19 protein-coding genes and 1 pseudogene are annotated in these 24,193 nt (G+C 73.6%); 13 read left to right on the forward strand and 7 right to left on the reverse strand.

Annotated features, from left to right (window positions below):
- The first annotated feature begins 26 nt into the window (after positions 1-26).
- The 4 genes and pseudogenes from lanKC to ICC28_RS40485 all read left to right on the forward strand — a co-directional run bounded on the left by lanKC (position 27) and on the right by ICC28_RS40485 (position 7,070).
- Positions 27-2,633, forward strand: a complete 2,607-nt coding sequence (gene lanKC / locus ICC28_RS12995; protein WP_188288652.1) for a class III lanthionine synthetase LanKC — start codon at positions 27-29, stop codon at positions 2,631-2,633.
- Positions 2,634-2,688: 55 nt separating this feature from the next.
- On the forward strand, positions 2,689-2,805 hold the full coding sequence (locus tag ICC28_RS13000; protein WP_188288653.1) for a SapB/AmfS family lanthipeptide: 117 nt from the start codon (positions 2,689-2,691) through the stop codon (positions 2,803-2,805).
- A gap of 93 nt (positions 2,806-2,898) precedes the next feature.
- Positions 2,899-4,620: pseudogene (locus ICC28_RS13005) on the forward strand (ABC transporter ATP-binding protein); the annotation flags it as partial.
- Between the two features lie 437 nt (positions 4,621-5,057).
- Positions 5,058-7,070, forward strand: coding sequence for an ATP-binding cassette domain-containing protein (locus tag ICC28_RS40485; RefSeq protein ID WP_411158588.1), 2,013 nt, complete (start codon positions 5,058-5,060; stop codon positions 7,068-7,070).
- Here the strand turns inward: ICC28_RS40485 and ICC28_RS13020 are convergent.
- Entirely contained in the window at positions 7,047-7,655 is a 609-nt protein-coding gene (locus ICC28_RS13020) for a response regulator transcription factor (RefSeq protein ID WP_188288654.1), read from the reverse strand. The genes ICC28_RS40485 and ICC28_RS13020 overlap by 24 nt on opposite strands.
- Positions 7,656-8,238: 583 nt before the next feature.
- Between ICC28_RS13020 and ICC28_RS13025 the strand changes: the two genes are divergently transcribed.
- Positions 8,239-8,649 (forward strand): VOC family protein, encoded by a 411-nt coding sequence (locus ICC28_RS13025; protein WP_188288655.1) that lies wholly within the window; start codon positions 8,239-8,241, stop codon positions 8,647-8,649.
- Between the two features lie 126 nt (positions 8,650-8,775).
- On the opposite strand, the gene ICC28_RS13030 is transcribed toward ICC28_RS13025, so the two are convergent.
- Positions 8,776-10,047 carry a S1 family peptidase gene (locus ICC28_RS13030; protein WP_188288656.1) on the reverse strand — a complete coding sequence of 424 codons (1,272 nt, stop codon included), beginning with the start codon at positions 10,045-10,047 and terminating at the stop codon, positions 8,776-8,778.
- A gap of 187 nt (positions 10,048-10,234) precedes the next feature.
- On the opposite strand from ICC28_RS13030, the gene ICC28_RS13035 reads away from it, so the two are divergent.
- The 5 genes from ICC28_RS13035 to ICC28_RS13055 all read left to right on the forward strand — a co-directional run bounded on the left by ICC28_RS13035 (position 10,235) and on the right by ICC28_RS13055 (position 17,300).
- Positions 10,235-10,648 (forward strand): PaaI family thioesterase, encoded by a 414-nt coding sequence (locus tag ICC28_RS13035; RefSeq protein WP_188288657.1) that lies wholly within the window; start codon positions 10,235-10,237, stop codon positions 10,646-10,648.
- 462 nt (positions 10,649-11,110) lie between these two features.
- A complete protein-coding gene (locus ICC28_RS13040; protein ID WP_188288658.1) occupies positions 11,111-11,326 on the forward strand; it encodes a type A2 lantipeptide in 216 nt (71 codons plus the stop codon).
- Positions 11,327-11,456: 130 nt separating this feature from the next.
- Positions 11,457-12,263, forward strand: coding sequence for an HlyD family efflux transporter periplasmic adaptor subunit (locus ICC28_RS13045; RefSeq protein WP_188288659.1), 807 nt, complete (start codon positions 11,457-11,459; stop codon positions 12,261-12,263).
- Positions 12,260-14,479: an NHLP family bacteriocin export ABC transporter peptidase/permease/ATPase subunit gene (locus ICC28_RS13050; RefSeq protein ID WP_188288660.1), complete on the forward strand. Its 2,220-nt coding sequence runs from the start codon at positions 12,260-12,262 to the stop codon at positions 14,477-14,479. Before ICC28_RS13045 ends, ICC28_RS13050 begins: the two co-directional genes overlap by 4 nt.
- Position 14,480: 1 nt before the next feature.
- On the forward strand, positions 14,481-17,300 hold the full coding sequence (locus ICC28_RS13055; RefSeq protein WP_188288661.1) for an NHLP bacteriocin export ABC transporter permease/ATPase subunit: 2,820 nt from the start codon (positions 14,481-14,483) through the stop codon (positions 17,298-17,300).
- Here the strand turns inward: ICC28_RS13055 and ICC28_RS13060 are convergent.
- Positions 17,297-17,959 carry a hypothetical protein gene (locus tag ICC28_RS13060; RefSeq protein WP_188288662.1) on the reverse strand — a complete coding sequence of 221 codons (663 nt, stop codon included), beginning with the start codon at positions 17,957-17,959 and terminating at the stop codon, positions 17,297-17,299. The genes ICC28_RS13055 and ICC28_RS13060 overlap by 4 nt on opposite strands.
- Before the next feature lie 252 nt (positions 17,960-18,211).
- Between ICC28_RS13060 and ICC28_RS13065 the strand changes: the two genes are divergently transcribed.
- The gene (locus ICC28_RS13065) at positions 18,212-19,210 is read left to right on the forward strand and encodes a Ppx/GppA family phosphatase (protein WP_188288663.1); all 999 of its coding nucleotides are present in this window, start codon (positions 18,212-18,214) and stop codon (positions 19,208-19,210) included.
- Positions 19,211-19,268: 58 nt separating this feature from the next.
- Entirely contained in the window at positions 19,269-19,451 is a 183-nt protein-coding gene (locus tag ICC28_RS13070; RefSeq protein WP_188288664.1) for a hypothetical protein, read from the forward strand.
- Positions 19,452-19,874: 423 nt separating this feature from the next.
- Here the strand turns inward: ICC28_RS13070 and ICC28_RS13075 are convergent, their stop codons facing one another.
- The 4 genes from ICC28_RS13075 to ICC28_RS41480 all read right to left on the reverse strand — a co-directional run bounded on the left by ICC28_RS13075 (position 19,875) and on the right by ICC28_RS41480 (position 23,967).
- Positions 19,875-21,578: an ABC transporter ATP-binding protein gene (locus ICC28_RS13075; protein WP_188288665.1), complete on the reverse strand. Its 1,704-nt coding sequence runs from the start codon at positions 21,576-21,578 to the stop codon at positions 19,875-19,877.
- Entirely contained in the window at positions 21,565-21,828 is a 264-nt protein-coding gene (locus ICC28_RS13080; RefSeq protein ID WP_223188754.1) for a hypothetical protein, read from the reverse strand. Before ICC28_RS13080 ends, ICC28_RS13075 begins: the two co-directional genes overlap by 14 nt.
- A gap of 79 nt (positions 21,829-21,907) precedes the next feature.
- The gene (locus ICC28_RS13085) at positions 21,908-23,698 is read right to left on the reverse strand and encodes an ABC transporter ATP-binding protein (RefSeq protein WP_188288667.1); all 1,791 of its coding nucleotides are present in this window, start codon (positions 23,696-23,698) and stop codon (positions 21,908-21,910) included.
- Positions 23,695-23,967 carry a hypothetical protein gene (locus ICC28_RS41480; protein ID WP_411158589.1) on the reverse strand — a complete coding sequence of 91 codons (273 nt, stop codon included), beginning with the start codon at positions 23,965-23,967 and terminating at the stop codon, positions 23,695-23,697. The genes ICC28_RS13085 and ICC28_RS41480 overlap by 4 nt, the downstream gene beginning before the upstream one ends.
- Positions 23,968-24,018: 51 nt before the next feature.
- Between ICC28_RS41480 and ICC28_RS41090 the strand changes: the two genes are divergently transcribed.
- Complete coding sequence (locus tag ICC28_RS41090) at positions 24,019-24,144, forward strand: hypothetical protein (protein ID WP_262928466.1); 126 nt, start codon at positions 24,019-24,021, stop codon at positions 24,142-24,144.
- The last annotated feature ends 49 nt before the right edge of the window (positions 24,145-24,193 follow it).

A 24,193-nucleotide genomic window follows, 5' to 3' on the forward strand; every position in this document is an offset into this window, starting at 1 on the left:
GATGCCGTTTCCACGGAGGGGGACGCATGGACAAGCGGTACGAGGTGTACGCGCTCGCCGACCGGCACTTCTACGAGACGCCGGACCGGTTCTCGGCGGCGGACGAGCAGACACCGCTGTTCGAGACGGCACGGCGTGCCGTGCCCGAGGGGTGGGACGCGGCCCGGACCGGTGACTGGCTGGCGCTGACGCCGCTCGGCACCGACGGTGCTCCGGCGCCCGGCCCGGCCCAGGGCTGGAAGATCCACGCCTCGGCCACTCGGGCGAACGCGGCGCAGATCGCCGAGATCGTGTGGGAGTACTGCGTGCCGCGGCGCATCCCGTTCAAGTTCGTGCCGGGCCCGCACCTGGTGCACCTGCGCAACGCCAAGTACGCGCCGCGGGGCGGCAGCGGCAAGTTCGTCACCCTCTACCCCGCCGACGAGGACCAGCTGCACCTGGTGCTGCGTGAGCTGGGCGACCTGCTCAAGGGCTTCGAGGGGCCGTACATCCTCTCCGACCTGCGCTGGGAGGACGGTCCGCTCTACGTCCGGTACGGGGCGTTCGCGCGCTCCTTCGTGGTCGACGAGCGGGGGTCCCTGGTGCCCGCGGTGCGCGACGGCGCCGGACGGCTGGTGCCGGATCTGCGGACGCCGGCCTTCCAGGTGCCCGAGTGGGTGACGCTCCCGGACTTCCTCCAGCCGCAGCTTGCGGCCCGCAACACCACGACGGTGGGCGAGCTGCCGTACCGCATCGACAAGGCGCTGCACTTCTCCAACGGCGGCGGGGTGTACGTGGGCACCGACACCCGGGACGGGCGCCGGGTCGTGCTGAAGGAGGCGCGGCCGCACGCGGGGCTGGCCGCCGACGGGGCGGACGCGGTCGCCCGGCTCCGGCGGGAGCGGGACGCGCTGGAGCGGCTGTCGGGCACCGGTGTGGTGCCGGAGGTGCGGGACTGGTTCACGCTCGGCGACCACAGCTTCCTGGTCATGGACTTCCTTGAGGGCCGCACGCTCAACTCGTTCTTCGCCGAGCGCCATCCGCTGCTCACCGCGGACCCCGACCCGGCGGCCGTGGCCGACTACGCCGCCTGGGCGGTGCGCGTCCACGGGCTGGTGGAGCGGGCGGTGCGGGCCGTGCACGAGCGCGGCATCGTCTTCCACGACCTTCAGGTCTTCAACATCATGGTGGCGCCCGACGAGGAGTCGGTGTTCCTGGTCGACTTCGAGGCGGCGGCACCCGCAGCGGAGCAGGGCCGCCAGGTGGTCGCCCACCCCGGCTTCTTCGCCCCCGCCGACCGGACCGGGCTCGACGTCGACCGCTACGCCCTGGCCTGTCTCCGGCTGGCGCTCTTCCTGCCCGTCACCACGCTGTTCGTGGTCGACCGGGGCAAGGCCGCCCATCTCGCCGAGGTGATCGCCGGCCAGTTCCCGGACGTGCCCCGGCGGTTCCTCGACGAGGCGGTCGCGGAGATCACCCGGGACGTGACCCCGCGTCCGTCGGCGCCCGCGTCCACCTTCGTGGAGCCCGGGGACTGGCCCCACAGCCGCGACTCCATGGTCAAGGGCATCCTCGCCTCGGCCACCCCGGAACGCACCGACCGGCTCTTCCCCGGTGACATCGCCCAGTTCTCCGACGGCGGCGGGCTCGGGCTGGCGTACGGGGCGGCCGGGGTGCTGTACGCGCTGGACGCGGTCGGCGCCGACCGCTACGAGGAGGGCGAGCGCTGGCTCCTCGCCCGCACCGCACCGCCACCGGCGGGCACCCCGCTCGGGCTGTACGACGGACTCGCCGGCGTCGCCCACGTCCTGAACCGGCTCGGCCACCGGCAGCGGGCGCTGGACCTGATGGACGCGGTCCTGAAGGAGCGGTGGCAGAACCTCTCCTCCGACCTGCGCGGCGGGCTGGCCGGCCTCGGCCTGGTGCTGGGCGAGCTGGCCCGCACGACCGGCGAGCCGGAACTCGCCGAGCGGGCCACCGAGGCCGCCGCCCTCCTCGTACAACGCCTGTCGGAGCCGCCCGCGCAGGCGCCGCGGGAGCGCCGGGCCGGGCTGCTGCGCGGTGCGAGCGGGCCCGCGCTGTTCCTGCTGCGGGAGTACGAACGCACCGGCGGGGACGGCCTGTTGGCGGCCGCCGGGGTGGCGCTGCGCCGGGACCTGGAGTGCTGCGCGACGGGCGAGAGCGGCGCGGTGGAGGTCCACGAGGGCTGGCGGACCCTGCCGTACCTCGGCGACGGCAGTGCGGGGATCGGGATGGTCCTCGACGACTACGCCGGTCATGTCCCGGACGCCGCGGCGGAGTTCGAGGCCGTGCGCGCGGGCATGGTGACCGCCGCCAGTTCCCGGTTCTACGCCCAGCCCGGCCTCTTCCAGGGCCGCGCCGGGATGATCCTGCACCTGGCCCGGACCAGCACACCGGGCGACCACGCGCAGCGGCTGGCCGGGCAGATCGCCGGGCTCGGCTGGCTCGCGATGTCCTACGAGGGCCAACTGGCCTTCCCCGGACAGCAGATGATGCGGCTGTCGATGGACCTGGGCACCGGGACGGCCGGCTGCCTGCTCGCGCTCGGCGCGGCCGTCGACCGCCGGGAGAGCGCACACCTGCCGTTCCTGCCACCGCTCGGACGGCCCACAGAACGCGGCTCCGCGACCTGACGGAGTCGTGACCCAACCCTGTCCCCACGGACGAACCCTTAAGGAAGGACACGACATGGCACTGCTCGACCTGCAGACGATGGAGTCCGAGGAGCACACCGAGGGCACGGCCAACAGCACGGTGAGCCTGCTGTCCTGTGTCAGCACGACGAGCGTTCTGCTCTGCCTCTGACGCACACACGCTCACAGCTCCGGGCGGTCCGCTCCCGCGAGGGAGGGGCCGCCCAGGGTCCTGCGTCCGCCGACCGGTGAGGGCCGCACCCGCATGACGACTTCCACAGCAGACGACCGGACACTGCCCGGGCCGCTCGGACCGGTCCCCGGCCGCGTTCTGGCCCTGGCCCTGGTGAGCACGGCCGCGACCGGTGCCGGTCTGCTGCTTCCGGCCGCTCTCGGCCGCACCCTCGACCTGCTGCTGGCCGACGCACCGGCCACCCGGTGGGTGCTGTACTGCGCCGGGCTCGTGGCGCTGCTCGCCCTGCTCGACGCCTGCCAGACCGTGCTCGGCGGCACGGTCGACGCCCGCTCCACCGCCTGGCTGCGCCGGCGGCTGACCCGGCACGTGCTGGCCGTCGGCCCCCGGGCCGCCGACCGCTTCGGCCCGGGCGACCTGGTGGCCCGGCTGGTCGGCAACGCCGCGCAGGCCGGAACGGCGCCGACCGCGCGTGCCGCGCTGTTCGCGGCACTCGCCGGGCCGCTCGGCGCGATCGTGGCCCTCGCCCTGATCGACCCCTGGCTCGCGGCGGTGTTCCTCGCCGGGGCGCCCGTACTGGTCCTGCTGCTGCGCGCGCTCAGCCGCGACACGACGGAGTGCGTGGCGTGGTACCAGCGGGTGCAGGGGCGCATCGCCGCCTCGCTCGCGGAGGCCGTCGGCGGCTGGCGCACCGTCGCGGCGGCCGGGGCGGCGCCGCGGGAGACGGCACGGATCCTGCGGCCGCTGCCCGAGCTGTCCCGGGCCGGACACCGTATGTGGCAGGTGCAGGGGCGGGCCGCCGGACAGGCGGTCGCCGTGGCACCGCTGCTCCAGCTCGCGGTGGTCGCCGTGGCCGGTGTGCTGCTCACCCGGGACCGGGTGACGGTCGGGGAGGTCCTCGCGGCCTCCCGGTACGCGGTCCTGGCGACCGGAGTCGGCCTGCTGGTCGGCCATCTCGCGGGCCTGGCCCGGGCCCGCGCGGCGACCGGACGGCTCGGCGAGGTCCTGGCCGAGCCCGCGCCCGCCTACGGCCGGTCGGGGCTGCCGCCCGGTCCCGGCCGGCTGGAACTGCGCGGGGTGGTGGCCCGGCGGGGCACTCGGACCGTGCTCGACGGGGTCGACCTCGTCGTGCCCGGTGGGTCGACGGTCGCCGTGGTCGGCCGGTCCGGCGCGGGCAAGTCGCTGCTCGCCGCGGTCGCGGGACGGCTCACCGACCCGCACGCCGGTGAGGTGCGGCTCGACGGGGTGCCCCTGCGCGACCTGTCCCACGACGAGCTGCGCCGGTCGGTCGGATACGCCTTCGAGCGTCCGGCGCTGCTCGGCACCACCGTCGAGGACACCCTCGCGCTGGGCCTCGCGTCCCCCTCCCCCGACCGGGTCCGGGAGGCGGCCGTGACGGCCCGCGCGGACGCGTTCGTCCGCCGGCTGCCCGAGGGCTACGACACGACCGTCGCCGACGCCCCCTGCTCCGGCGGAGAGGCCCAACGCCTCGGCCTGGCACGGGCGTTCGCCCACGGAGGCCGCCTCCTGATCCTCGACGACGCCCTCTCCAGCCTCGACACCGTCACCGAGGCCCACATCACCGCCGCCCTGCTCGCCGGCGGCTCCCCCACCACCCGCCTCCTCGTCGCCCACCGCGCCGTCACAGCGGCCCGCGCGGACATGGTGGCTTGGCTGGACGGGGGGCGCGTGCGGGCGATGGGACCGCACGAGGCGCTGTGGGGGGAGGCGGAGTACCGGGCGGTGTTCGGGGTGCAGGGGGCTCCTGGGGCATCTGCGGACGGGGGGCACGCGGGTGCCGAGGCATCTACGGACGGGGGGCACGCGGGTGCCGGGGCTGCGGAGGGGGGCGGGCACGCGAGCGCCCAGGCATCGGAGAAGGGCGAGGACGCGAGCGCGAAGGCATCGGAGAACGGCATGCATGCGGGTGCCAGGACACCGCAGGACGCCACGCACACCGGCGCCGGACAGTCGGAGAACCACGGGCACAGGGGTGTCGGAGAGCCGAAGGACGGCACGCACACCGGCGCCGGGCAGTCGGAGGACCACGGGCACGGGGGTGTCGGAGAGCCGGAGGGCGGGGTGGGCGGGGGCGCTCGGGAGGCCGGTGGGTTGCCGCGGAGTCAGGGGGCCTCGGTGGGCTTCGAGGAGTCCGGTGAGGGGACGGTGCGGTGAGCGGGGGCGGGATCCGGCGGCCGGGTCTCAGGTTTCTGTGGGGCCGGAAGCGGGTGGTGGGGCGGCTGGGTGGCTGGTCCCTGCTGGAGACCGCGCAGACCTTCCTCACCGGGTACGCGCCCGCCCGCGCCCTCGACGAGGGCTTCCTGGCGGGGCAGCTCCGGACCGGCCTCGCCTGGCTCGGGGTCGCCGCCCTCGGCGTGCTCGTCGGCGCGTACGGCACGGCCCGGGTGTACGCGGCGGTGGCGGAGCTGGTGGAGCCGCTGCGGGACCGGCTCGTCACACGGGTCGTGGAGCGCGGGGTGCGGGAGGGGGACAGCGGTGCGCTGTCCGGGCTCACCCAGCAGGTGGAGATCGCCCGGGACACGTTCGCCGGGCTGGTGATGGTGTCGCGTGCGTTCCTGTTCACGTCCGTCGGCGCGCTGGTCGGGCTCTTCTCGCTCGACCCGCTGCTCCTGCTGGTCGTCGGGCCGCCGCTGGTCGCCGGTGTGGCGCTGTTCGTGCTGAGCCTGCGGCCGCTGGCCCGACGCCAGGAAGTGTTCCTCGCCGCCGACGAGGCCCTGGCCGCCGATCTCGGTGCCGTCTGTCCGGGGCTGCGGGACATCACCGCGAGCGGGGCGGAGCGGCAGATCGCCGAGGGGACCGGCCGGCGGATCGACGCCGAGCTGCGCGCCGCGTGCTCCCTCGCCCGTTGGAGCGTCCTGCGGGTGTCCTCCCTCGCCGTCGGCGGCCAGTTGCCGATCGTGCTCCTGCTCGCCGCCGGCCCCTGGCTCCTGGCCCACGGCGTCACCGCGGGCGCCCTGGTCGGCGCCCTCGCCTACGTCACCCAGTCCCTGCTCCCCGCCCTGCGCAACCTGGTCCACGGTCTCGGCACCAGCGGCGCGCGGCTCCTGGTGGTGCTGCGCCGCCTGATGCGGGACGGCACGGCCGGCGACGCGTCCGGGGGCCGGCCCCCTGGGCACGGGGCAGCAGCGCAAGGGCCTGACGGGGCCGAGGCGACCGGCGAACAGGCTCCCGGGCCCTCGGAGTCCTGGCCCGGGTCCACCGCCCACCCGGCCGACGTACAGGAGACTCCCAGCGACGGGCCCGCCGGGAAACGAGCCGCCGGCCACGGGGCAGCGCATCCGACCACGGGGCACCCGACCGACGGACACACGCCCCCCACCGCCGGGACCGCCGGACAGCCGGTCGCCGGGCGACGGGGCTCCGCGCACCGGAGCAACGGTCGCGCTGCGCCGGTCAAGGGTGGAGCCCTCCGCGAGCAGGCCGCGCAGGGCCCGGCGGCCCCCGCCCCGGTCGCCCGTCCCGCCGTTCCCGGGGGCGCCGTGCCCGCCCTGATGCTCGACTCGGTCAGCTTCGCCTACGGCCCGCACAGCGCCCCGGTCGTCGAGGGGCTCGACCTCGTCCTGCCGCCCGGCGCGCATCTGGCGGTCGTAGGGCCCAGTGGGGTCGGGAAGTCCACGCTCACCGCGCTGGTCGCCGGGCTGCTGGAGCCCGGGCGTGGGGTGATCAGGATCGGGGGGCGGCCGGTGGACGGGCCGGACCGTGCGGAGTTGCGGGTGCTGATCCCGCAGGAGGCGTACGTGGTCACCGGCACCCTCGCCGAGAACCTGTGCATGCTGCGGCCGGACCCGGTGTCCGAGGCGGAGTTGCTGGCGGCGGCGGAGGCGGTGGGGCTCACGCCGTTGCTCGAAGCGCTCGGCGGTGTGGCGGCGCCGGTGGATCCGGCGGCCCTGTCGGCGGGTGAGCGGCAGCTCATCGCCCTCACCAGGGCATATCTGGCACACGCCCCCCTGGCCCTGCTGGACGAGGCGACCTGTCACCTGGACGCGGCCGCGGAGGAGCGGGCCGAGCGGGCCTTCGCCGCCCGCCCGGGCGGCACCCTGGTGGTCGTGGCACACCGCATCAGTTCGGCCCGCCGGGCCGACCGGGTCCTGCTGCTGGACGGGCGGCACACGGCGTACGGCACTCATGCGGAGCTGGTGGACCGGTCGGCGCCGTACCGCGAGCTGGTCGGCGGGTGGACGCCCGGACCGGGCGGGCGGTCAGACCCAGCCCTCGCCCTGTGAGATGCGGATGGCCTCGATGCGGTTGCGCGCTCCGGTCTTGCGGGTGATGGCCGCCATGTAGTTGCGCACGGTCCCGTGGGACAGGTGGAGGCAGCCCGCGATCTCCGCGATCGAGGCGCCTTCGGCGGCCAGGGATAACACGCTCAGCTCCCGCCTGGTCAGCGGCATCTGCGCGGCCTTGAGGAATCCGAAGCCCAGCGAGTCGTTGATGAAACGTTCCCCCTGTGCGACGCGCCGGATCCCGCGGACCAGGTTCTCGGGCGACGCCTCCTTGTCGACGTAGCCGAGCGCGCCGGCCTCGACCGCCCGCTTCAGCAGGCCGGGCCGGTTCGTCGTGGCCAGCACCAGCAGCCGCGGTGGCGGCGTCTCCGTGCCGCGCGGCCGCAGTTCGCCGAGCGGCGGAATGCCGTACGCGTCCGAGCACTCCAGATCGGCGGCGCACACATCGGGCTGGACGGTCCGCACGCGCGCGGGGGCGTTCCGCCACGGACTGTCAAAGATCTTGAGGTCCGGTTCCCGGCGCAGCCACTCCGCCAGGACCGATCGCACAAGACACGCGTCGTGCACCAGAAGCACCCGGATCACTGCCGCCCCTTCAGCCTGCCTACGCCGGTTCTCGGTGGATGAGCGCGTGTCCCATTCTTCGCGCCCTTAACGGCTGCCGGGGCGGGAGATCCAGCCATACGGGTGCGCGGGGGCGCACACCCGGGGGCCCGTGCCACCGTGCGTGCAACGACCGTGGTGGCATACGCCGAGGGGTTGCGGGTACACACCGCGCACCGCCGCCCAGGGGCACCCGTGCGCCCGTACGCGGCAGCCCCGGGAAGCCGCCGCCGGGACCGCACGCCGTGCGGGACGGGCCGCTGGAGCAGCCGGCCGACCGTCCGGTGCGGCACTGCGCGATACCGCAGGGACGTTCGGACGGCGTGGCGTTGCTGCTGTTGCGGGCGCAGGGGGAAGGGGGGAAGCCCGGTTGTTCCGGCCGGTGACGCCCGTTAGGGTCGGACGGGTGACTGCCGGGTCGGCCAAGAGCCATACACGAAACGGGTTCCCGGCCTCGACGTGAGGGCGAGGCGGGCCAGAGCCCCGCCCTCCCGCGTCTTCCTCCGCCCGGCGCCCGAAGCGGCGCCCCTCTCCACGGATTCCCGACCCGGAAGACACCTCACCCATGCCTGACGCAGCACATCACCCCGTGACGACCGTGCAGTTGAACCACACCGTCGTCCATGCCCGGGACCGACGGCTGTCGGCCGAATTCCTCACCGTGATCCTGGGGTTGGAGATCGGCGCGCCCTTCGGGCCGTTCCTCCCCGTCGAACTCGGCAACGGCGTCACGCTGGACTACTACGAGCAGCATGACGAGCCGATCCAGCCGCAGCACTACGCGTTCCTCGTACCCGACGAACGGTTCGACGACATGATCGCCCGCTTGGAGGCGGTCGGCGTCACCTACTACGCCGATCCCCACCATGCCGAACCCGGGCGTATCAACCATCTGTTCAGCGGTCGCGGCGCGTACTTCGACGATCCGGACGGCCACAACATGGAGATCATGACGAGGCCCTACGTCCGTCCCTAGTCCCCGGGGGCCGGTCCGCAGGGCCTCGTGCGACGGTCCGGGCGGCCGGTCCTCCCGCCGGAGGGCCGGTCACCCGGACCGGTTCCTGTCCGACCCGGCCGAGGGTGGAGGCCGGGTCGGTGGCCGTCAGTTGTTCTTGTTCAGGCCGAATCCGTTGCCGACGCCCGCGCCCGGCACATTGCCGCCGGCTTCCTCACCACCGGCCTCTCCCCCGCCGACTTCCTCACCGGCGCCGGCTTCTTCGCCCGCACCGGCCTCCTCGCCGGCGCCGCCTTCCGCGCCGCCCGCGCCCAGGCTCGCGCCGACCGCCTCCAGGGCCGTGGTGACCGGCTGGAAGAACGTCTCGCCGCCCACCGTGCAGTCACCGCTGCCGCCGGAGGTCAGGCCGATCGCGAGGCCGTCCTGGGTGAACAGGGAACCGCCGCTGTCGCCGGGCTCGGCGCAGACGTTGGTCTGGATCAGGCCGGTGACCGTGCCCTCGGGGTAGTTCACGGTGGCGTCCAGGCCGACGACCTGACCGTCGCTCAGCCCGGTGGTGCTGCCCATCCGGAAGACCTGGAGGCCGACCTCGGCCTCCGCGGCCTGGCTGATCTGCACGGTCTGCTCACCGAGGTTGACCTCGCTGGGCGCCTCGGTCGCCGGGTCGTCGTACTTGACGAGCGCGAAGTCGCCCGCGCCAGGGAAGGTGGCCTGGTCCACGGTGGCGATGGGGGCGCCGCCCTGGGCGTCCGACCACTCGGCGGCCGCGACGCCGCAGTGCCCCGCCGTCAGGAAGGCGGGCGTGCCGTCACCGGCGACGACGTTGAAGCCGGCGGAGCAGCGCGATCCCCCGGCGAAGATGGCGTCGCCGCCCGAGAGGAAGGTCTTGAAGGTGCCCTGGGACTTCTTGATGGTGGCCATGCCGGAGCCGAGGGTCTCGACGGTCGACTCCAGCTGGTCCCACTTGTCGCCGGTGACGGTGCTGTCCGCGGTGACCAGGATCTTGTTCGTTCTGGGGTCGACGGCCCACGCGGTGCCCGGGATGGTCGCCTCGGACTTCAGGGTCTGCGCGCCGGCGGCGAGTTCGGCGAGGCTGTTGTCGACCTCGCGGACGGCCGCACCCGCCTTCTTCGCCTGGACGATGATGTTGTTGTTGTCGCCGGGCACGACATTGACGACGAGCTGCTGGCTGTCGGCGTCGTAGTAGGAGCCCGCGAAGGCGTCACCGAGGAGCCCGGCGAGCTGCGAGGCCAGGTCCGAGGCGTCCGCCGCCTTCAGGGTCCGGGGGGCCGCGCTGCCGTCCGAGGCGCCGTCCTGGGATGCGTTGGCGTTGGGCAGCAGAATCGCGGCCGCTCCGAGTGCCGCGACGCCGCCCGCCGCTATCGCGGCCTTCCGCTTCGGCATTCGCTTGTGACTCAAACTTCTCGACCTCCTGGGGGACGGGGTCCGTGCCGCCGTGTCTTGGGCGGCGGTTGGGGCGCCTGGATGGCAGGAGGTACGCACGGGCCGGGCGGGGCGTTCAATTCCGTTTCCGCGCGCCCCGGCCGAGACGCCGAATCGGCCAACCGCCGCGCACCGGCGGCGCGTGACGGGAAGAATCCCCCATATGACGATGACCACCGCCGAAGCCGACAAGATCCTCGCCGACAACTTCGCCCCCTGGGTCCTCGCGCTGGGCCTGACGGTCCAGCGGTTGGGCGACGACCGGGCCATGCTGCGTCTGCCCTGGTCGGACGGGCTGGCCCGGGAGGGCGGCGCGCTGTCGGGGCAGGCGTTGATGGCCGCGGCCGACACGGCGACGGTGATCGCCGTGTCGGCCGCGCGCGGGGGGTACGGGCCCATGACGACCGTTCAGCAGTCGACGTCCTTCCAGCGTGCGGTGGTCGGTTCGGATGTCCTGATCGAGGCGGTCGTCACCAGGCTCGGGCGCCGGACGGCGTTCGCCGACATCACGATGACCGCGGCAAAGTCCGGGGAGCTGGCCGCGAAGGCGAGCACGGTGTACGCGCTGCTGGGCTGACACGTTCCGCGTCCACCCGGTGACGTTCGGTGGCGCGCCCGGAGCGGAATCCCGGCTTCAGCGAATCTGCACATCGACTGCCCAACGAAGTCACCGGCGTCCGGAACCCCCCACAACCCGCTGCCGCCGGTTACGTCATTGGGGCCGGAGTGTCTGATTCCGCCGGGCGAGGGCAAGGGCACTCGCGAGCGGATGCGGTGACGCATGTGGAGAAGTCTTCGACGAGTGGTGCCCGCGCCTGCACGGATGGTTGCCCCTGGGGCTCAAGTTGCCTGGTGAGCCGGACGGTTGATTGGAAGCGCCCGCACGCCGCGTGCTTTGATCCATCGCACCGCGGGAGCCGTGAAGGCACCCGGAGACGGGCGCCGGGCGCCCGCGGTCGCGGCCGTCCGTCAGTCCCCGAGGGGCCGACGAGGGGCCGCTCCCCCCTTGTGACCTATCCATACGAAGGGAAGTTCCATCATGAACTCCACCCCCCAGGTTGAGACCGCCGAGATCTCGGACGCCGACCTCGACAACGTCTCCGGCGGCCTCTCCGTGAACGCCCTCGGCACCGTCACCGGCCTGGTGGACGGCGTCGCCCCCGTCTCCGGCCTGGTCGACACGGCCGTCGGCACCGTCGAGGGTGCCACCGGCCTGAACACCGCCCCGGTCACGAGCCTGGTCGCCGGTCTCTGATCGCACCCTGTTCTGAACGTCGAGTCCCGGAGCCGCTTCCCGGCTCCGGGACTCTTCGGGTGCCGTGACGGCTCCTTCACGAACCCGGCTCCTTCACGAAAGACTCTCCCGCACAGGTGAGGGAAGTTCCTTGCAGTTCCGCCAACAGGCCCTCGCCAGGCTCCAGTCGCCCGAGGAGCTGGATCTCCCGGTGCGCTTCGCCCGGCCCCAGGGCTGGCTCACGCTCGCCGTGACCGTCGCCGTCATGGCCGCGGCCTCCGTGTGGGCGGTCACCGGCTCGGTGACCTCCACGGTCGGCGCGCCCGCCGTCCTGACGCACGGGCAGGGCAGTTACCTGCTGCAGAGCCCGGTCGCGGGCCAGGTCACCGCGGTCCTCGCCGAGCAGGGCGAGCGGCTGCCCGCCGACTCCCCCGTCCTGAAGGTCCGTACGGCCAAGGGCACGACGGTCGTGCGCACGGTCGCCGCCGGACGGGTCACCGCGCTCGCCGCCACCATCGGCCAGATCATCTCCACCGGCGCGAACGTCGCCGCCGTGGAGAAGGTCGCGCACGCCGACGACCCGCTGTACGCGACGGTCTACGTGCCCGCCGGGAACGCGGCCGCCATCCCGGACGGCGCCGCCGTGGACCTCACCGTCCAGTCGGTGCCCGCCCAGGAGTACGGCGTGCTGCGCGGCCGGGTGACGTCGGTGGACCGCACCGCCCAGTCCGCCCAGTCCATCGCGGCGTTCCTCGGGGACAGCCAGCTGGGCGAGCAGTTCACGAAGGACGGCAGGCCGGTGGCCGTGCTGGTGAAGCTGGACACGTCGGCCGCCACGAAGAGCGGTTACCGGTGGTCGTCCGCGGACGGCCCGCCCTTCCCCCTCACCTCCATGACCCTCGCCGACGCCTCGGTGCACCTGGCCGATCAGCGTCCCGTCGACTGGCTGCTGCCGTGAGTGCCGCCCAGGACACGCGGGGCAGGCGCCGCGCCGCCCCGCCCAAGCGCCCCGTGCCCAAGGGGAGGGCGAAGACCGTCCGCACCCCGACCGTGCTCCAGATGGAGGCCGTCGAGTGCGGCGCCGCCTCCCTGGCGATGGTCCTCGGCCACTACGGCAGGCACGTCCCGCTGGAGGAGCTGCGCATCGCCTGCGGAGTCTCCCGGGACGGCTCCCGGGCCAGCAACCTCCTCAAGGCCGCCCGCAGTTACGGCCTGACGGCCAAGGGCATGCAGATGGACACGGCCGCCCTCGCCGAGGTGCAGACCCCGGCCGTGCTGTTCTGGGAGTTCAACCACTACGTCGTCTACGACGGCATGGGGCGTCGCTTCGGCCGCCGCGGGGTGTACATCAACGACCCCGGCAAGGGCAGGCGTTTCGTGCCGATGGAGGAGTTCGACGGCAGCTTCACCGGCGTCGTGCTGGTCATGGAGCCGGGCGACGGCTTCAGCAGGGGCGGCCGCAAGCCGGGCGTCCTCGGGGCGATGCCGGCGCGGCTGCGCGGCACCGCGGGCACCATGCCCGCCGCGGTGCTGGCGAGCCTGCTGCTGGTGGTGGTCGGCGCGGCGGTGCCCGCGCTCAGCCGCACCTACATCGACATGTTCCTGATCGGCGGTCAGACCTCGCTGCTGGGCGTGCTGTTCGCGTCGATGGGGGCGTCCGTACTCCTCACGGTCGTGCTGACCTGGCTGCAGCAGGCGAACCTGCTGCACGGCCGGATCATCTCCTCCACCCTCTCCAGCGCCCGCTTCCTGCGCCATCTGCTGCGGCTGCCGGTGACGTTCTTCTCCCAGCGCAGCCCGGCCGACCTGGTGCAGCGTCTGCAGTCCAACGACGCGGTGGCCGAGACGCTGGCTCGCGACCTGGCGGCGGCGGGCGTGGACGCGGTGGTCGTCGTCCTGTACGCGCTGCTGCTGTACACCTACGACCCGCAGCTGACCTTCGTCGGCATCGGGGTCGCGCTGCTGAACATCGTGGCGATGCGGGTGGTGATCCGGCTGCGCGCCACCCGTACCGCGAAGTTGCGCGCCGACAATGCCCGCCTCACCAACACCGCCTACACGGGCCTTCAGTTGATCGAGACGATGAAGGCGACCGGCGGCGAGGACGGCTACTTCCGCAAGTGGGCCGGGCAGCACGCCACCACGCTGGAGGAGCAGCAGCGCCTCGGCGTGCCGAGTGCCTGGCTGGGCGTGGTGGCGCCGACGCTGGCCACGCTGAACAGCGCGCTGATCCTGTGGATCGGCGGTATGCGGGCGGTCGAGGGGCACATCTCCGTCGGTCTGCTGGTCGCCTTCCAGGCGCTGGTCACCCGGTTCACCGCCCCGCTGACCCGCCTCAACGGCGTGGCCGGCCGCATCCAGGACTTCGCGGCCGACGTGGCCCGGCTGAAGGACGTGGAGAACTTCCGGGCCGACCCGCTCTACGACCGGCCCGGCGGCGACTCCACGCGCCGGCTGCACGGGCACGTCGAGCTGCAGAACATCAGCTTCGGCTACAACCCCCTGGACAAGCCGCTGCTGACGGGCTTCGACCTCACCGTCGGCCCCGGTCAGCAGGTGGCCCTGGTCGGCGGCTCGGGCAGCGGCAAGTCCACCGTGTCCCGGATGATCTCGGGTCTTTACGCGCCCTGGGAGGGCGTGATCCGCATCGACGGTCAGCGTCTCGAGGACATTCCGCGCGGCGCGCTGGCGGCCTCCGTCTCCTTCGTCGACCAGGAGGTGTTCCTCTTCGAGGGCACCGTCCGCGACAACGTGGCGCTGTGGGACCCGTCGATCCCGGACGACGCGGTGATCGAGGCGCTGCGGGACGCGGCGCTGTACGACGTGGTCATGCGCAGGCCCGGCGGTCTGCACAGCCGGGTCGAGCAGGACGGCCGCAACTTCTCCGGCGGGCAGCGCCAACGTCTGGAGATCGCCCGGGCGTTGGTGCGCCGGCCGAGCATCCTGGTGCTGGACGAGGTGACCAGCGCCCTGGACGCCGAGACCGAGCAGGTCGTGATGGACAACCTGCGCAGGCGCGGCTGCGCGTGCGTGGTGATCGCGCACCGGCTGAGCACCGTGCGCGACAGCGACGAGATCGTCGTACTGGAGCACGGCACGATCGTGGAGCGCGGCCGGCACGACGAGCTGGTGGCGCGCGGCGGCGCGTACGCGGCGCTGGTCAGGGAGCGGTGAGATGACCTCCGTACACGAGGGGGACCTGGTCCTCAACGCCCTCGGGCAGTTGGGCTCGCGCGTCGACTGTGCCGGGCTCACCCGGCTGGACCTCGAAGGGCCGCAGGTGCTGTGGCTGGTGGCGGCCGGCGCGGTGGACCTGTTCGCCGTGGACGCCGAACAGCAGGGCCACTGGCACCACTTGGGCCGCCTGGAGGCGGGGTCACTGCTGCTCGGGCCGGTGGCAGGACCGCACCACACGCTGGTGGCACGCCCGTTGCGGGACTGCGTGGTGCACCGCATCGGACTGCGGGAGCTGTACCAGCCCGCGCAGACGCAGACATGGTCCTACGACGCGTACGGCAACCCGCAGTACGTGCCGCCCACGACGAGCCCGCTGGAGTACGCCCTCGCCCTCGGCGTCGGCCGCAGCCTCTCCATCCTCTTCCAGGCGCCCATGGCCACCGAGGGCACGGCCGGCCGGCTCACCGACGACGACGTCTTCTGGATGCAGGTCCCGCCCGGCAGCGTGCAGTACGGCGCGCTCTACGGCCAGGAGGCCGCCGCCGACCTGCTGATGGACCCGGCGGTCTGGCAGAGCATGGTCGACCAGCAGTACCGCCTGCTGACCACGCTGGACCGCTGGATCGAACAGGTGGAACGCACCCACGAGTCGCGCACGGCGGAGGGCATCAGGGCCGGCGAGGCGGTGCGCGCCCGGGCCGACCGCACGCTGCTGGCGTCGATCGGCAAGCGGTCGGCGCAGCGCACGACGGCCGCCGACGCGGACGCCGGTTACGCGGCCTGCAGGCTGGTCGCACGGGCGGCCGGGATCACGCTGGCCGAGCCCGCGCGGTCGGGCACCGAGAGCGAGCGGCTCGACCCGGTCGAGCGGATCGCCCTGGCCTCCCGGGTCCGTACCCGCGCCGTCCGCCTCGACGGCCGCTGGTGGCGGGAGAACGTCGGTCCGCTGGTGGGGCACCGGGCGCTGTCCGGGGCACCGGTGGCGCTGCTGTGGCGGCGCGGCGGCTATGTCGCCGTGCATCCGGCGACCGGCCGGGAGACACCGGTCGAGAAGGCCAACGCGGAGGAGTTCGAGCCGCGCGCGGTGATGTTCTACCGGCCGCTGCCCGAGCGTCGGCTCGGCCCGCTCGGGCTGCTGCGGTTCAGCATGCGCGGCACCTCGGGCGATCTGACGAACCTGCTGCTCAGCGGTCTGGTGACGGTCGCGATCGGCGCACTGGTGCCGATCGCCACGGGCAAGGTGCTCGGCCAGTTCGTGCCGCAGGCGCAGACCGGGCCGATCGTCCGGATGTGTCTGGCGGTGATGGTCAGCAGCGTGGTGGCCGCGGCGTTCATGCTGCTGCAGAACCTGACCATGCTGCGCCTGGAGGGCCGGATCGAGGCGACCCTTCAACCGGCGGTGTGGGACCGGCTGTTGCGGCTGCCGACGTCGTTCTTCACGGAGCGTTCCACCGGCGAGCTGGCGAGCGCGGCGATGGGGATCAGCGCGATCCGGCGGCTGCTCGCGGGGGTCGGGCCGACCGTGGCCCAGTCGGTCACGGTCGGCGCGATGAACCTGGGGCTGCTGCTCTGGTACAGCGTGCCGATGGCGCTGGCGGCGATCGGCATGCTCGTCGTCGTCGCGGCCGTGTTCCTGGGGCTCGGGCTGTGGCAGGTGCGCTGGCAGCGGCGGCTGGTCGTGCTGGGCAACAAGCTGAACAACCAGGCCTTCCAGACGCTGCGCGGGCTGCCGAAGCTGCGGGTGGCGGCGGCCGAGAACTACGCGTACGCGGCCTGGGCGGACCGGTTCGCGCGCAGCCGTGAGCTCCAGCAGAAGGTGGGCCGGATCAAGAACCTCACCACGGTGCTGGGCGCGGTGTACCTGCCGCTGTGCACCCTGCTGATGTTCATGCTGCTGGCGGGTCCGGCGCGCGGGTCGATGTCGGCGGCGGCGTTCCTCACCTTCAACACCGCGGTGACGATGCTGCTGACCTCCGTCACCCAGATCACCGGCGCGTTCGTCTCGATGGTGGCCGCGCTGCCGCTGTTCGAGCAGATCAGGCCGGTACTCGACGCGACTCCGGAGGTGCGCGCGGCGAGCACCCGGCCGGGCCCGCTGACCGGCGCGATCGAGGCCCGCCGGCTGTCCTTCCGGTACACCGACGACGGCCCGCTCGTGCTGGACGACGTCTCCTTCTCGGTCCGCCCGGGCGAGTTCGTGGCGATCGTGGGCCCGAGCGGCTGCGGCAAGTCGACCCTGCTGAGACTGCTGATCGGCTTCGACCGGCCGGCCTCGGGCAGCGTCCTCTACGACGGCCAGGACCTGGCGGCCCTCGACCAGTCGGCCGTCCGGCGGCAGTGCGGTGTCGTCCTGCAGCACGCGCAGCCGTTCACCGGGTCCGTCCTGGACGTCATCTGCGGCACCGAGCCCTGTACCCCGGAGGAGGCGATGGCGGCGGCCGAGATGGCCGGGCTCGCCGAGGACATCAGGCGGATGCCGATGGGCCTGCACACCATCGTCTCCGGCAGCGGCGCGGTCTCCGGCGGCCAGCGCCAACGCCTGATGATCGCCCAGGCGTTGATCCGGCGGCCGCGGATCCTCTTCTTCGACGAGGCGACCAGCGCGCTGGACAACGAGACCCAGCGCACGGTCATCGAGAGCACCAAGGCCCTCAACGCCACCCGGATCGTGATCGCCCACCGGCTGTCCACCGTGCTGGACGCCGACCGGGTGATCGTGATGGAGGACGGAAAGGTGGCCCAGGAGGGGTCGCCGGCGCAGTTGCTGGCGGACACGGGCGGGCGGTTGCACGAGTTGGTGCGGCGCCAGCTGGCCTAGCTTCGCGACCGCGGTGTGCTGGTCCAGCGCCATGTGGTGAGGCGCGGGTGTCCCGGCAGTTCGGCGCGGCCGGTGGCCCACAGCAGGGTGAGCCAGGGGTCCGCGCCCTGCGGGGCCTGTGGGAAGAGCCGGGCGAGCGCGCGCGAGCAGAGGGCGGCGGGCGGGGTCCAGTCGAGCCCGAGGCCTTCCGCCACGTCGTGGGTGTGCACCAGCGTCTCCACCACCCCCATCGCCGCGAAGCCCTCGGGGTCGGAGACCCCGGCGGCGTGGTGGGCGCGGACGTGGGGCGGCGTCGTACGCACCATGGCGGCCAGCAGTGCGCCGCACGCCTCCAGCACCTGCACCAGGCCGGCCGGGCCCGCGTCGCGCTCGGCGAGGAGGAAGTACGCGGGTCCGTCGGGCCTCTTCCGGCGCAGCGCGAAGGGCACATGGGTGTCCAGCGGCGGGCTCTGCGGCCCGAGCTGCACGGCGTAGTAGACCAGGTCGTTGGCGAGGTGCTCGACGGTCTCCCAGCAGTCCCACTCCAGCGAACCGGCCCTGGCGTCCCACCCGTGCGGGGGTGCGTCCCCGAGGACGCCCACGGCGAGCCGCACGGCCAGGCCGACGTCGTCCGCGGTGACGGCGGACGGGACAGATCCGGTTTCTGCTGATCGAGACATGACAGCACCGTATCCGCAGGCGGGCCGTCCAGAGCCGCCCGCCGCCCCACCTGGGCGGTGGTGGATTCCGGCGGTCGTCTCCGTCGCGCAGCCGATGGTGGTGCTGGACGCCGCCCTCGTCGACACCGCCTGCCGACGGGGTCGGCGCCAACGGTCCGGCCCTCGGGCCGTCCGAGCGCGAGAGGGCCGCCGTCTCCGGGGAGAGGGAGGCCCTCTTGTTGTCCGGCCCCGAAAACGGGTACTCACGTGCCCATGCGTATCAGCGTGGTGGATGTGGGCTCGAACACGGTCCGGCTCGTGGTGGCGGACGCCGCGGACGGGGTGCCGTTACCGGTACACACCGCCAAGTGGCGGTTGAGGCTGTCCGAGCAGGTCAGACCGGGGGACGCGATTCCGGAGGAGGCCGTCGACCGGCTGGTCGGCGCGGTCGCCGAGGCGAGCAGGACCGCGACCCGGTGGGGCGCGACCGCGCCGCTGGCCTTCGCGACGGCCGTGGTGCGCGCGGCCCCGAACCGGCGGGAGGTACTGCGTGCCGTACGCACGCGGACCGGGGTGGACCTGTGCACGCTGCCGGGTGAGGTGGAGGCGGAGCTGACGTTCCTCGGGGCGCGGCGGTGGATGGGCTGGCGGTCGGGGCCGCTCGCGCTGCTGGACATCGGCGGCGGATCACTGGAGGTGGCGTTCGGCCGTGGGCGTCTGCCGGACTTCGCGGCCTCACTGCCGCTCGGCGCGGGTCGGCTGACCCATGAGTTCTTCGACGGCGACGACCCGCCGGCCCCGGAGCGGGTACGGGCGTTGCGCCGCAAGGTCCGCCATCAGATGCGGGACGTGGCGGCGCGGATCCGCTGGGAGGGGCCGCGCACCGCCGTGGTCACCTCGCGGACGTTCCAGCAGTTGGGCCGGTTGTGCGGTTCCGCACCGGGGCGTCACGGCCCGTTCGTGGAGCGGCAGTTGCACCGCCGCGACCTGCGCGAGGCGATCGCACGGCTGTCCTCGCTGCCTGCCGCCGAACGCTCGCGGCTGCCCGGCATCTCCGCGCCGCGTGCCGCGCAGAGCCTGGCCGGTGCGGTGGTCGGGCACACGGCGATGAAGCTCACGGGCCTGCGGACGGTCACCGTCTGCCCGTGGGCGATCCGGGAGGGGGTGCTGCTGCGGCTCATCGAGGACGGCCCGTCCTGGTGGGCGGAGGTCAACCGGTACGAGGAGCCCGCGGCGCACGATCCGGTGCCGCTGCGCATCGCGACGAGCTGACCGCACGCACCCGAGGAAGGGACAAGCCGACCGCACGCACCCGAGGAAGGAGCGAGCCATGAGTGACGAGCGCGAGCACCGGGAGGAGCCGCCCAGGACGGCGGGCGAGGAGGTGCTGCGGGAGATCAGGGAAGCCGCGCACCGCACCCGGGACTCCGACGACGAACGGCGGCGCAGGGGTGAGGCCGCCGACGCCGTCACCCCCAACACGCGCGCCCAGGAGGAGTCCGAGGGCGACTGATCCTTCCGATACGAGGACTCCGCGGAACGCGTGACGGCACGCCCGTCAGGCGTCCGCGGAGTCCACGAGCGAGCGGGGCGCAGGTCCGTCCGGTGGGACTGGACGAACTCCGGACACGCGTTGCGTGCGCTCCCCTCCGGGGCGACCGTCCATCCGCCGGGTACGTCGGCGAAGGGTGGACGGCTTTGTCGCGTTCGGGCCGCCCGGCAGGCTCGGCACCGAGCGGTCCTGGGCGGTGGCCGGGTCGCCCGCGTCGACGCCGCCCGGGGACGGCGGCTGGGTGACTGTTCCTGTGGCGCGGCTCGGGAGCTGGTCCAAGCCGGTGCCGCTGCGCCGGTGGGACGACACGGACTGTCGGCACGCCGAGGTGGGCATGTCGGCACGCCCTGCCGAGGGAGGCCGCCCGGACCCCCGACGAACAGGTCAGCGCGTCACCGCCGCGCAGTACTCCGCGTCCGTGACCAGCAGGTTGCGGTGGGTGCCCTCGGCCGTGACGACGCCCTCGTCCAGGACGAGGACCCGGTCGGCGGCGTCGAGGAGGGCCGGGCTGCTGGTGATCACGACGGTGGTACGGCCCCGGCGCAGCTCCGCGAGGTTGCGCGCGATGAGCTGTTCGGTGACCGCGTCGACGGCCGTCGTCGGGTCGTGCAGCACCAGGATGTCGGAGTCCGCGGCCAACGCCCGGGCCAGGGACAGCCGTTGGCGCTGCCCGCCGGAGAGGTTCGCGCCGCGGTCGCGCACGCCGTAGTCGAGTCCTTCGCGGTGCAGGGCGACCACGTCGGTCAGCAGGGACGCCTCGACGGCCTCGGGGACCGTCCGGCTGGTGCCCGACGGGTCGATGTTCGTGCGCAGGGTGCCCGCGAAGATCTCCCCGTCGTACGGGTTCACCAGCAGGTGCGCGCGGACCGCCTCGACCGACAGCTCCGCGAGTTCCCGCCCGCCGACCCGGACGGCTCCCTCGTAGGCGGCGGGCGGGACGTTGAGGGCCAGGACCGCCGCCAGGTCGGCCGCGGCGCGCGGCCGGTAGGCGGCGATTGCCACGAACTCGCCCGCCCGCACCTGGAACTTCAGTCCGCGCAGGGTTCCGTGACGGACACCGTCGACCTCCAGGTCCCCTCCGGGGGACGGGTGTTCCGATCCGGGGACCAGCACCGGGGGCGCGGCCAGCACCAGCGCCATCCGTTCGGCCGACGCGCGCGCGATCATCACGTACTTCGGCATCTCGGAGAACAGCTTGAGCGGTTCGATGATGAACTGCGCGAGGCCCACGGCCATGACGAGTTCGCCGACGGTGATCCGGCCGTCGAAGGCCAGCAGACCCGCCGTGAGGGTGACGGCGGCGGCCAGGGCCGCGTTGAGGACCAGAGCGGCGCCCGCGTAGGCGCCGTTCGCCCGGGCGACGGTGACCGCCTGGTGCTTCGCCTCGGTGCTGACCTGCCGGTAGGCCAGGAACGCCTGGTGGTTGCCGCCGAAGCCGTGCAGTGGGCGCAGGCCGGAGATCAGGTCGGCGACCTTCGCGCCCGCCCGTGCCACCCGGGCCTGCTGCTCCCGGGTGCTCGCGCCGATCCGCTTGGACAGGACGCTGAGGATCGACAGGATCGCGACGGTGCCCACGATCACCAGCAGGCCGAGCCGGATGTCCGCGAGCCCCAGGGCGACCGCCGCGACCAGCACCGCGACCAGCGAGCTGATCAGCAGCGGCACCACCTCGATGATGTCGGCGGTCTGGTCGGCGTCCTCGGTGGCGATGGTCAGCACCTCGCCGGACTTCAGGTCGACGTCCCGTGCCACCGGCCGCAGTCCGCACCCCGCGACCCGGACCCGCCAGCGGTGTGCCTCGGTCGTGTTGGCCTTCTGCAGGATGCGCATGCCGAACCGCCAGGACAGCGACACCGTCGTGATGATCACGGCCAGCGCGGCGATCGACACGGCGAGCGCGCCGAGGCTGCGCTCGCCCTGCATCGTGTGCTCGACGATCAGGCCGAGCGCGATGGGGAACGCGGTCTCCCCCGCCTGGTACAGGCCCATCAGGAGGGTGCCCCGGATCATGGCGCCGACGTTGCGGCGCAGCGCGCTGCGGAGGATGTCCGCCCCCGTGCGGGGCTGTTGCGTGTCAGGAGTGGTCATCGGGGTGGCGTGCCATCGCTTCCGGGGTACGCGGGGTGAACAGGTCTCGGATCGTGATGAGAGGGCCGTACTCGCGGCGGAGCAGTCCGGTCAGCCGTACGGCCTGGAGTCCGCGCAGGGCGGGACGAGCGCGCGGTCCTGTCATCTCCGCTGTCGCCGTCGTCTCGGCTGTCGCCGTCGTCTCCGCTGTCGCCGTCATCCCGTCATCTCCGCCATCGAAGACCCCGTGCCCCTTCCAGATCTCCGTCATCCCCGTCATCGAAGACCCCGTGCCCCTTCCAGGAGCGAGGGCCGGCTCCCGCCGGCCCGCACCCGACTCGGAAATGTGCCTAACTGCCCTCGCGCCAGGCGCGCCACAGTCGCGCGTACCGGCCGCCGAGGGCCACCAACTCGTCGTGCGTGCCCTGCTCCACCACGCGTCCCGCGTCCAGGACGGCGATCCGGTCCGCCGTCATCGCCTGGGTCAGCCGGTGCGCCACGAACAGCGTCGTCCGTCCCGCGCACGCGGCCAGGACGGCCCGTTCCAGCTCCGCGGCGCCCTCGCTGCCCGCCTCCGCGGTCGACTCGTCGAGCACGACCACCGGTGTCCGGCCCAGCACCAGCCGGGCCAGGGCGAGCTGGGCGACCTTGGTGACGTCGAGACGCTCACCGCCCTCGCCGACCGGAGTGCCCAGCCCCTCGGGCAGCGTGTCCGCCCAGCCGTCGGCGCCGACCGTGCGCAGCGCGTCCCTCAGTTCGGCGTCGGTCGCCTCCGGCGCGGCCAGCCACAGGTCGTCGGCGAGCGGGCCGGAGAACACGTGGGTCTCCTGCGTCAGGATGCTCACCAGGGCCCGCGCCCCGGCCTCGTCCAGGTCGGCGAGGTCGGTCGGCCCGATGCGCACCGACCCGGCGTCGGGGGTCCCGATGCCCGCGATCAGCGCGGCCAGGGTCGTCTTGCCCGCGCCGGTCGCCCCGACCAGCGCGAGCGAACCGCCCGCCGGGATCGTCAGGTCGACGTCCCGCAGCACCGGCTCCTCGGCTCCGGGATACGTGAACGTCAGCCCCTGCACGGTCACCGGCAGGGGCGCGGTGTCCACCGGGGTGACGGCGGCGTCGCCGACCAGCCGCTCCTCGGCGGGCTCCCCCAGCACGCCGACCAGGCGGGTCAGGCTCGCGCCGGACTTCTGCGCCTCGTCGAAGGTGAACATGATCAGGCCGAGCGGGGTGAACAGCCGGTGGAACAGCAGCGGGGCCGCCGACACCTCGCCGAGGCTCGCGGCGTCGGCCTCCAGCAGGGCGTAGCCCACCACGAGGATCAGGACGAGACCGATGAACTCGGCGCGGTTCTCCCGGCCCACGAACCGGCCGAAGAACCGGAACACCTCGATCCCGAGGTCGCGCACCCGCCATGACTCCTGGGTGACCTTCTCGCGGAAGGCGCCCTCCAGGCGGTAGGCCCGGACGGTGTCGATCCCGTTCAGGCCGCTGATCAGCGCCTGCGCCCGGTCGGCCTGGGCCACGCGCTGCTCGCGGTAGAGAGGCGCGGAACGCGGGAGGTACCAGCGCAGGGCGAGCGCGTACGCGGGCAGCGCGCCGGCGCCCGCCAGGCCGAGCCGCCAGTCGAGGCCGAACATGCCGACCGTGGCGATGGCGACCAGTACCCCGGCGGAGAAGATGGTGGGGACGGCCGTGCGGATGCCCTTGGAGACGACGGCGACGTCGTCTCCGACGCGGGAGAGCACGTCGCCCCGGCCGACCTGCTCGATGCGGGCGCTGGGCATGCCGAGGACGGCCCGGACGGCGCCCTCCCGCAGCCGGGCGAGCAGATCGGCGCCGAGGCGTCCGACCAGATAGGTGGAGACGGCGGTGGCCGCCGCGCCGAGCAGAGCGGCGGCCACCATCAACGCCCCTACGGTGACGAGGATCGAGCGCGACTCACCCTCGACGACCCCGTCCACGACCCGGCCGAGCAGCAGCACGGGGAGCACCTGGAGAGCCGCCCCGGCCACGGTGGTGAGCACGGTGGCGGCGGTCAGCCAGGGCACCTCGCGGCAGTGCGCCGCGACCCACCGCCACGCCTCGCGTCCGGTCGCCGTGTGCAGGGCCGCCGGGGCGGCGGCGCGCGTGTCTGTCGCGCTCACCCCTGCCCGGCCGACCTGACGCATGCGTCGATCGCGAGGGCGGCGCCGACCGCCGGGGCCTCGCTGTCGCGGAGGTACGAGATCTTGTCGGTGAGCACGAAGACGCGGTCGCCGTCGACGCGGTCGATGCGCTCGGGGGACGGTTTGGTGCAGAAGCCGTCGTGGGCGGCCCGGGCGGCCTCGGAGCGGACCGCGGTGATCAGGTCCGGGCGCAGGGCGGCGAACTCTTCGCCGTTGGGGCCGGAGTCGCCGTCGCGTCGCATGAGCATGAGGTTAGCCTAGCCTAAGCATGTGGGTTCCCCGGGGGCTGGCCTGGACGTATGCGCGACCACCCGGCACGACGAGCGGCCGCCCTCACCGGGGCGTCGATCATGGGCCCGCAGGCCGAACGCCTCGTACAGCAGCTCGGCCGTCGATGGCCGTCGATGGCCGTCCGGCCGCCGTAGCCGACGGTGACGCCCCGGGCCAGTGCCCCCGTGCCCGGAGGGATCGGGG

The organism is Streptomyces sp. TRM68416 (genome assembly GCF_014596915.1).
Lineage (GTDB): Bacteria > Actinomycetota > Actinomycetes > Streptomycetales > Streptomycetaceae > Streptomyces.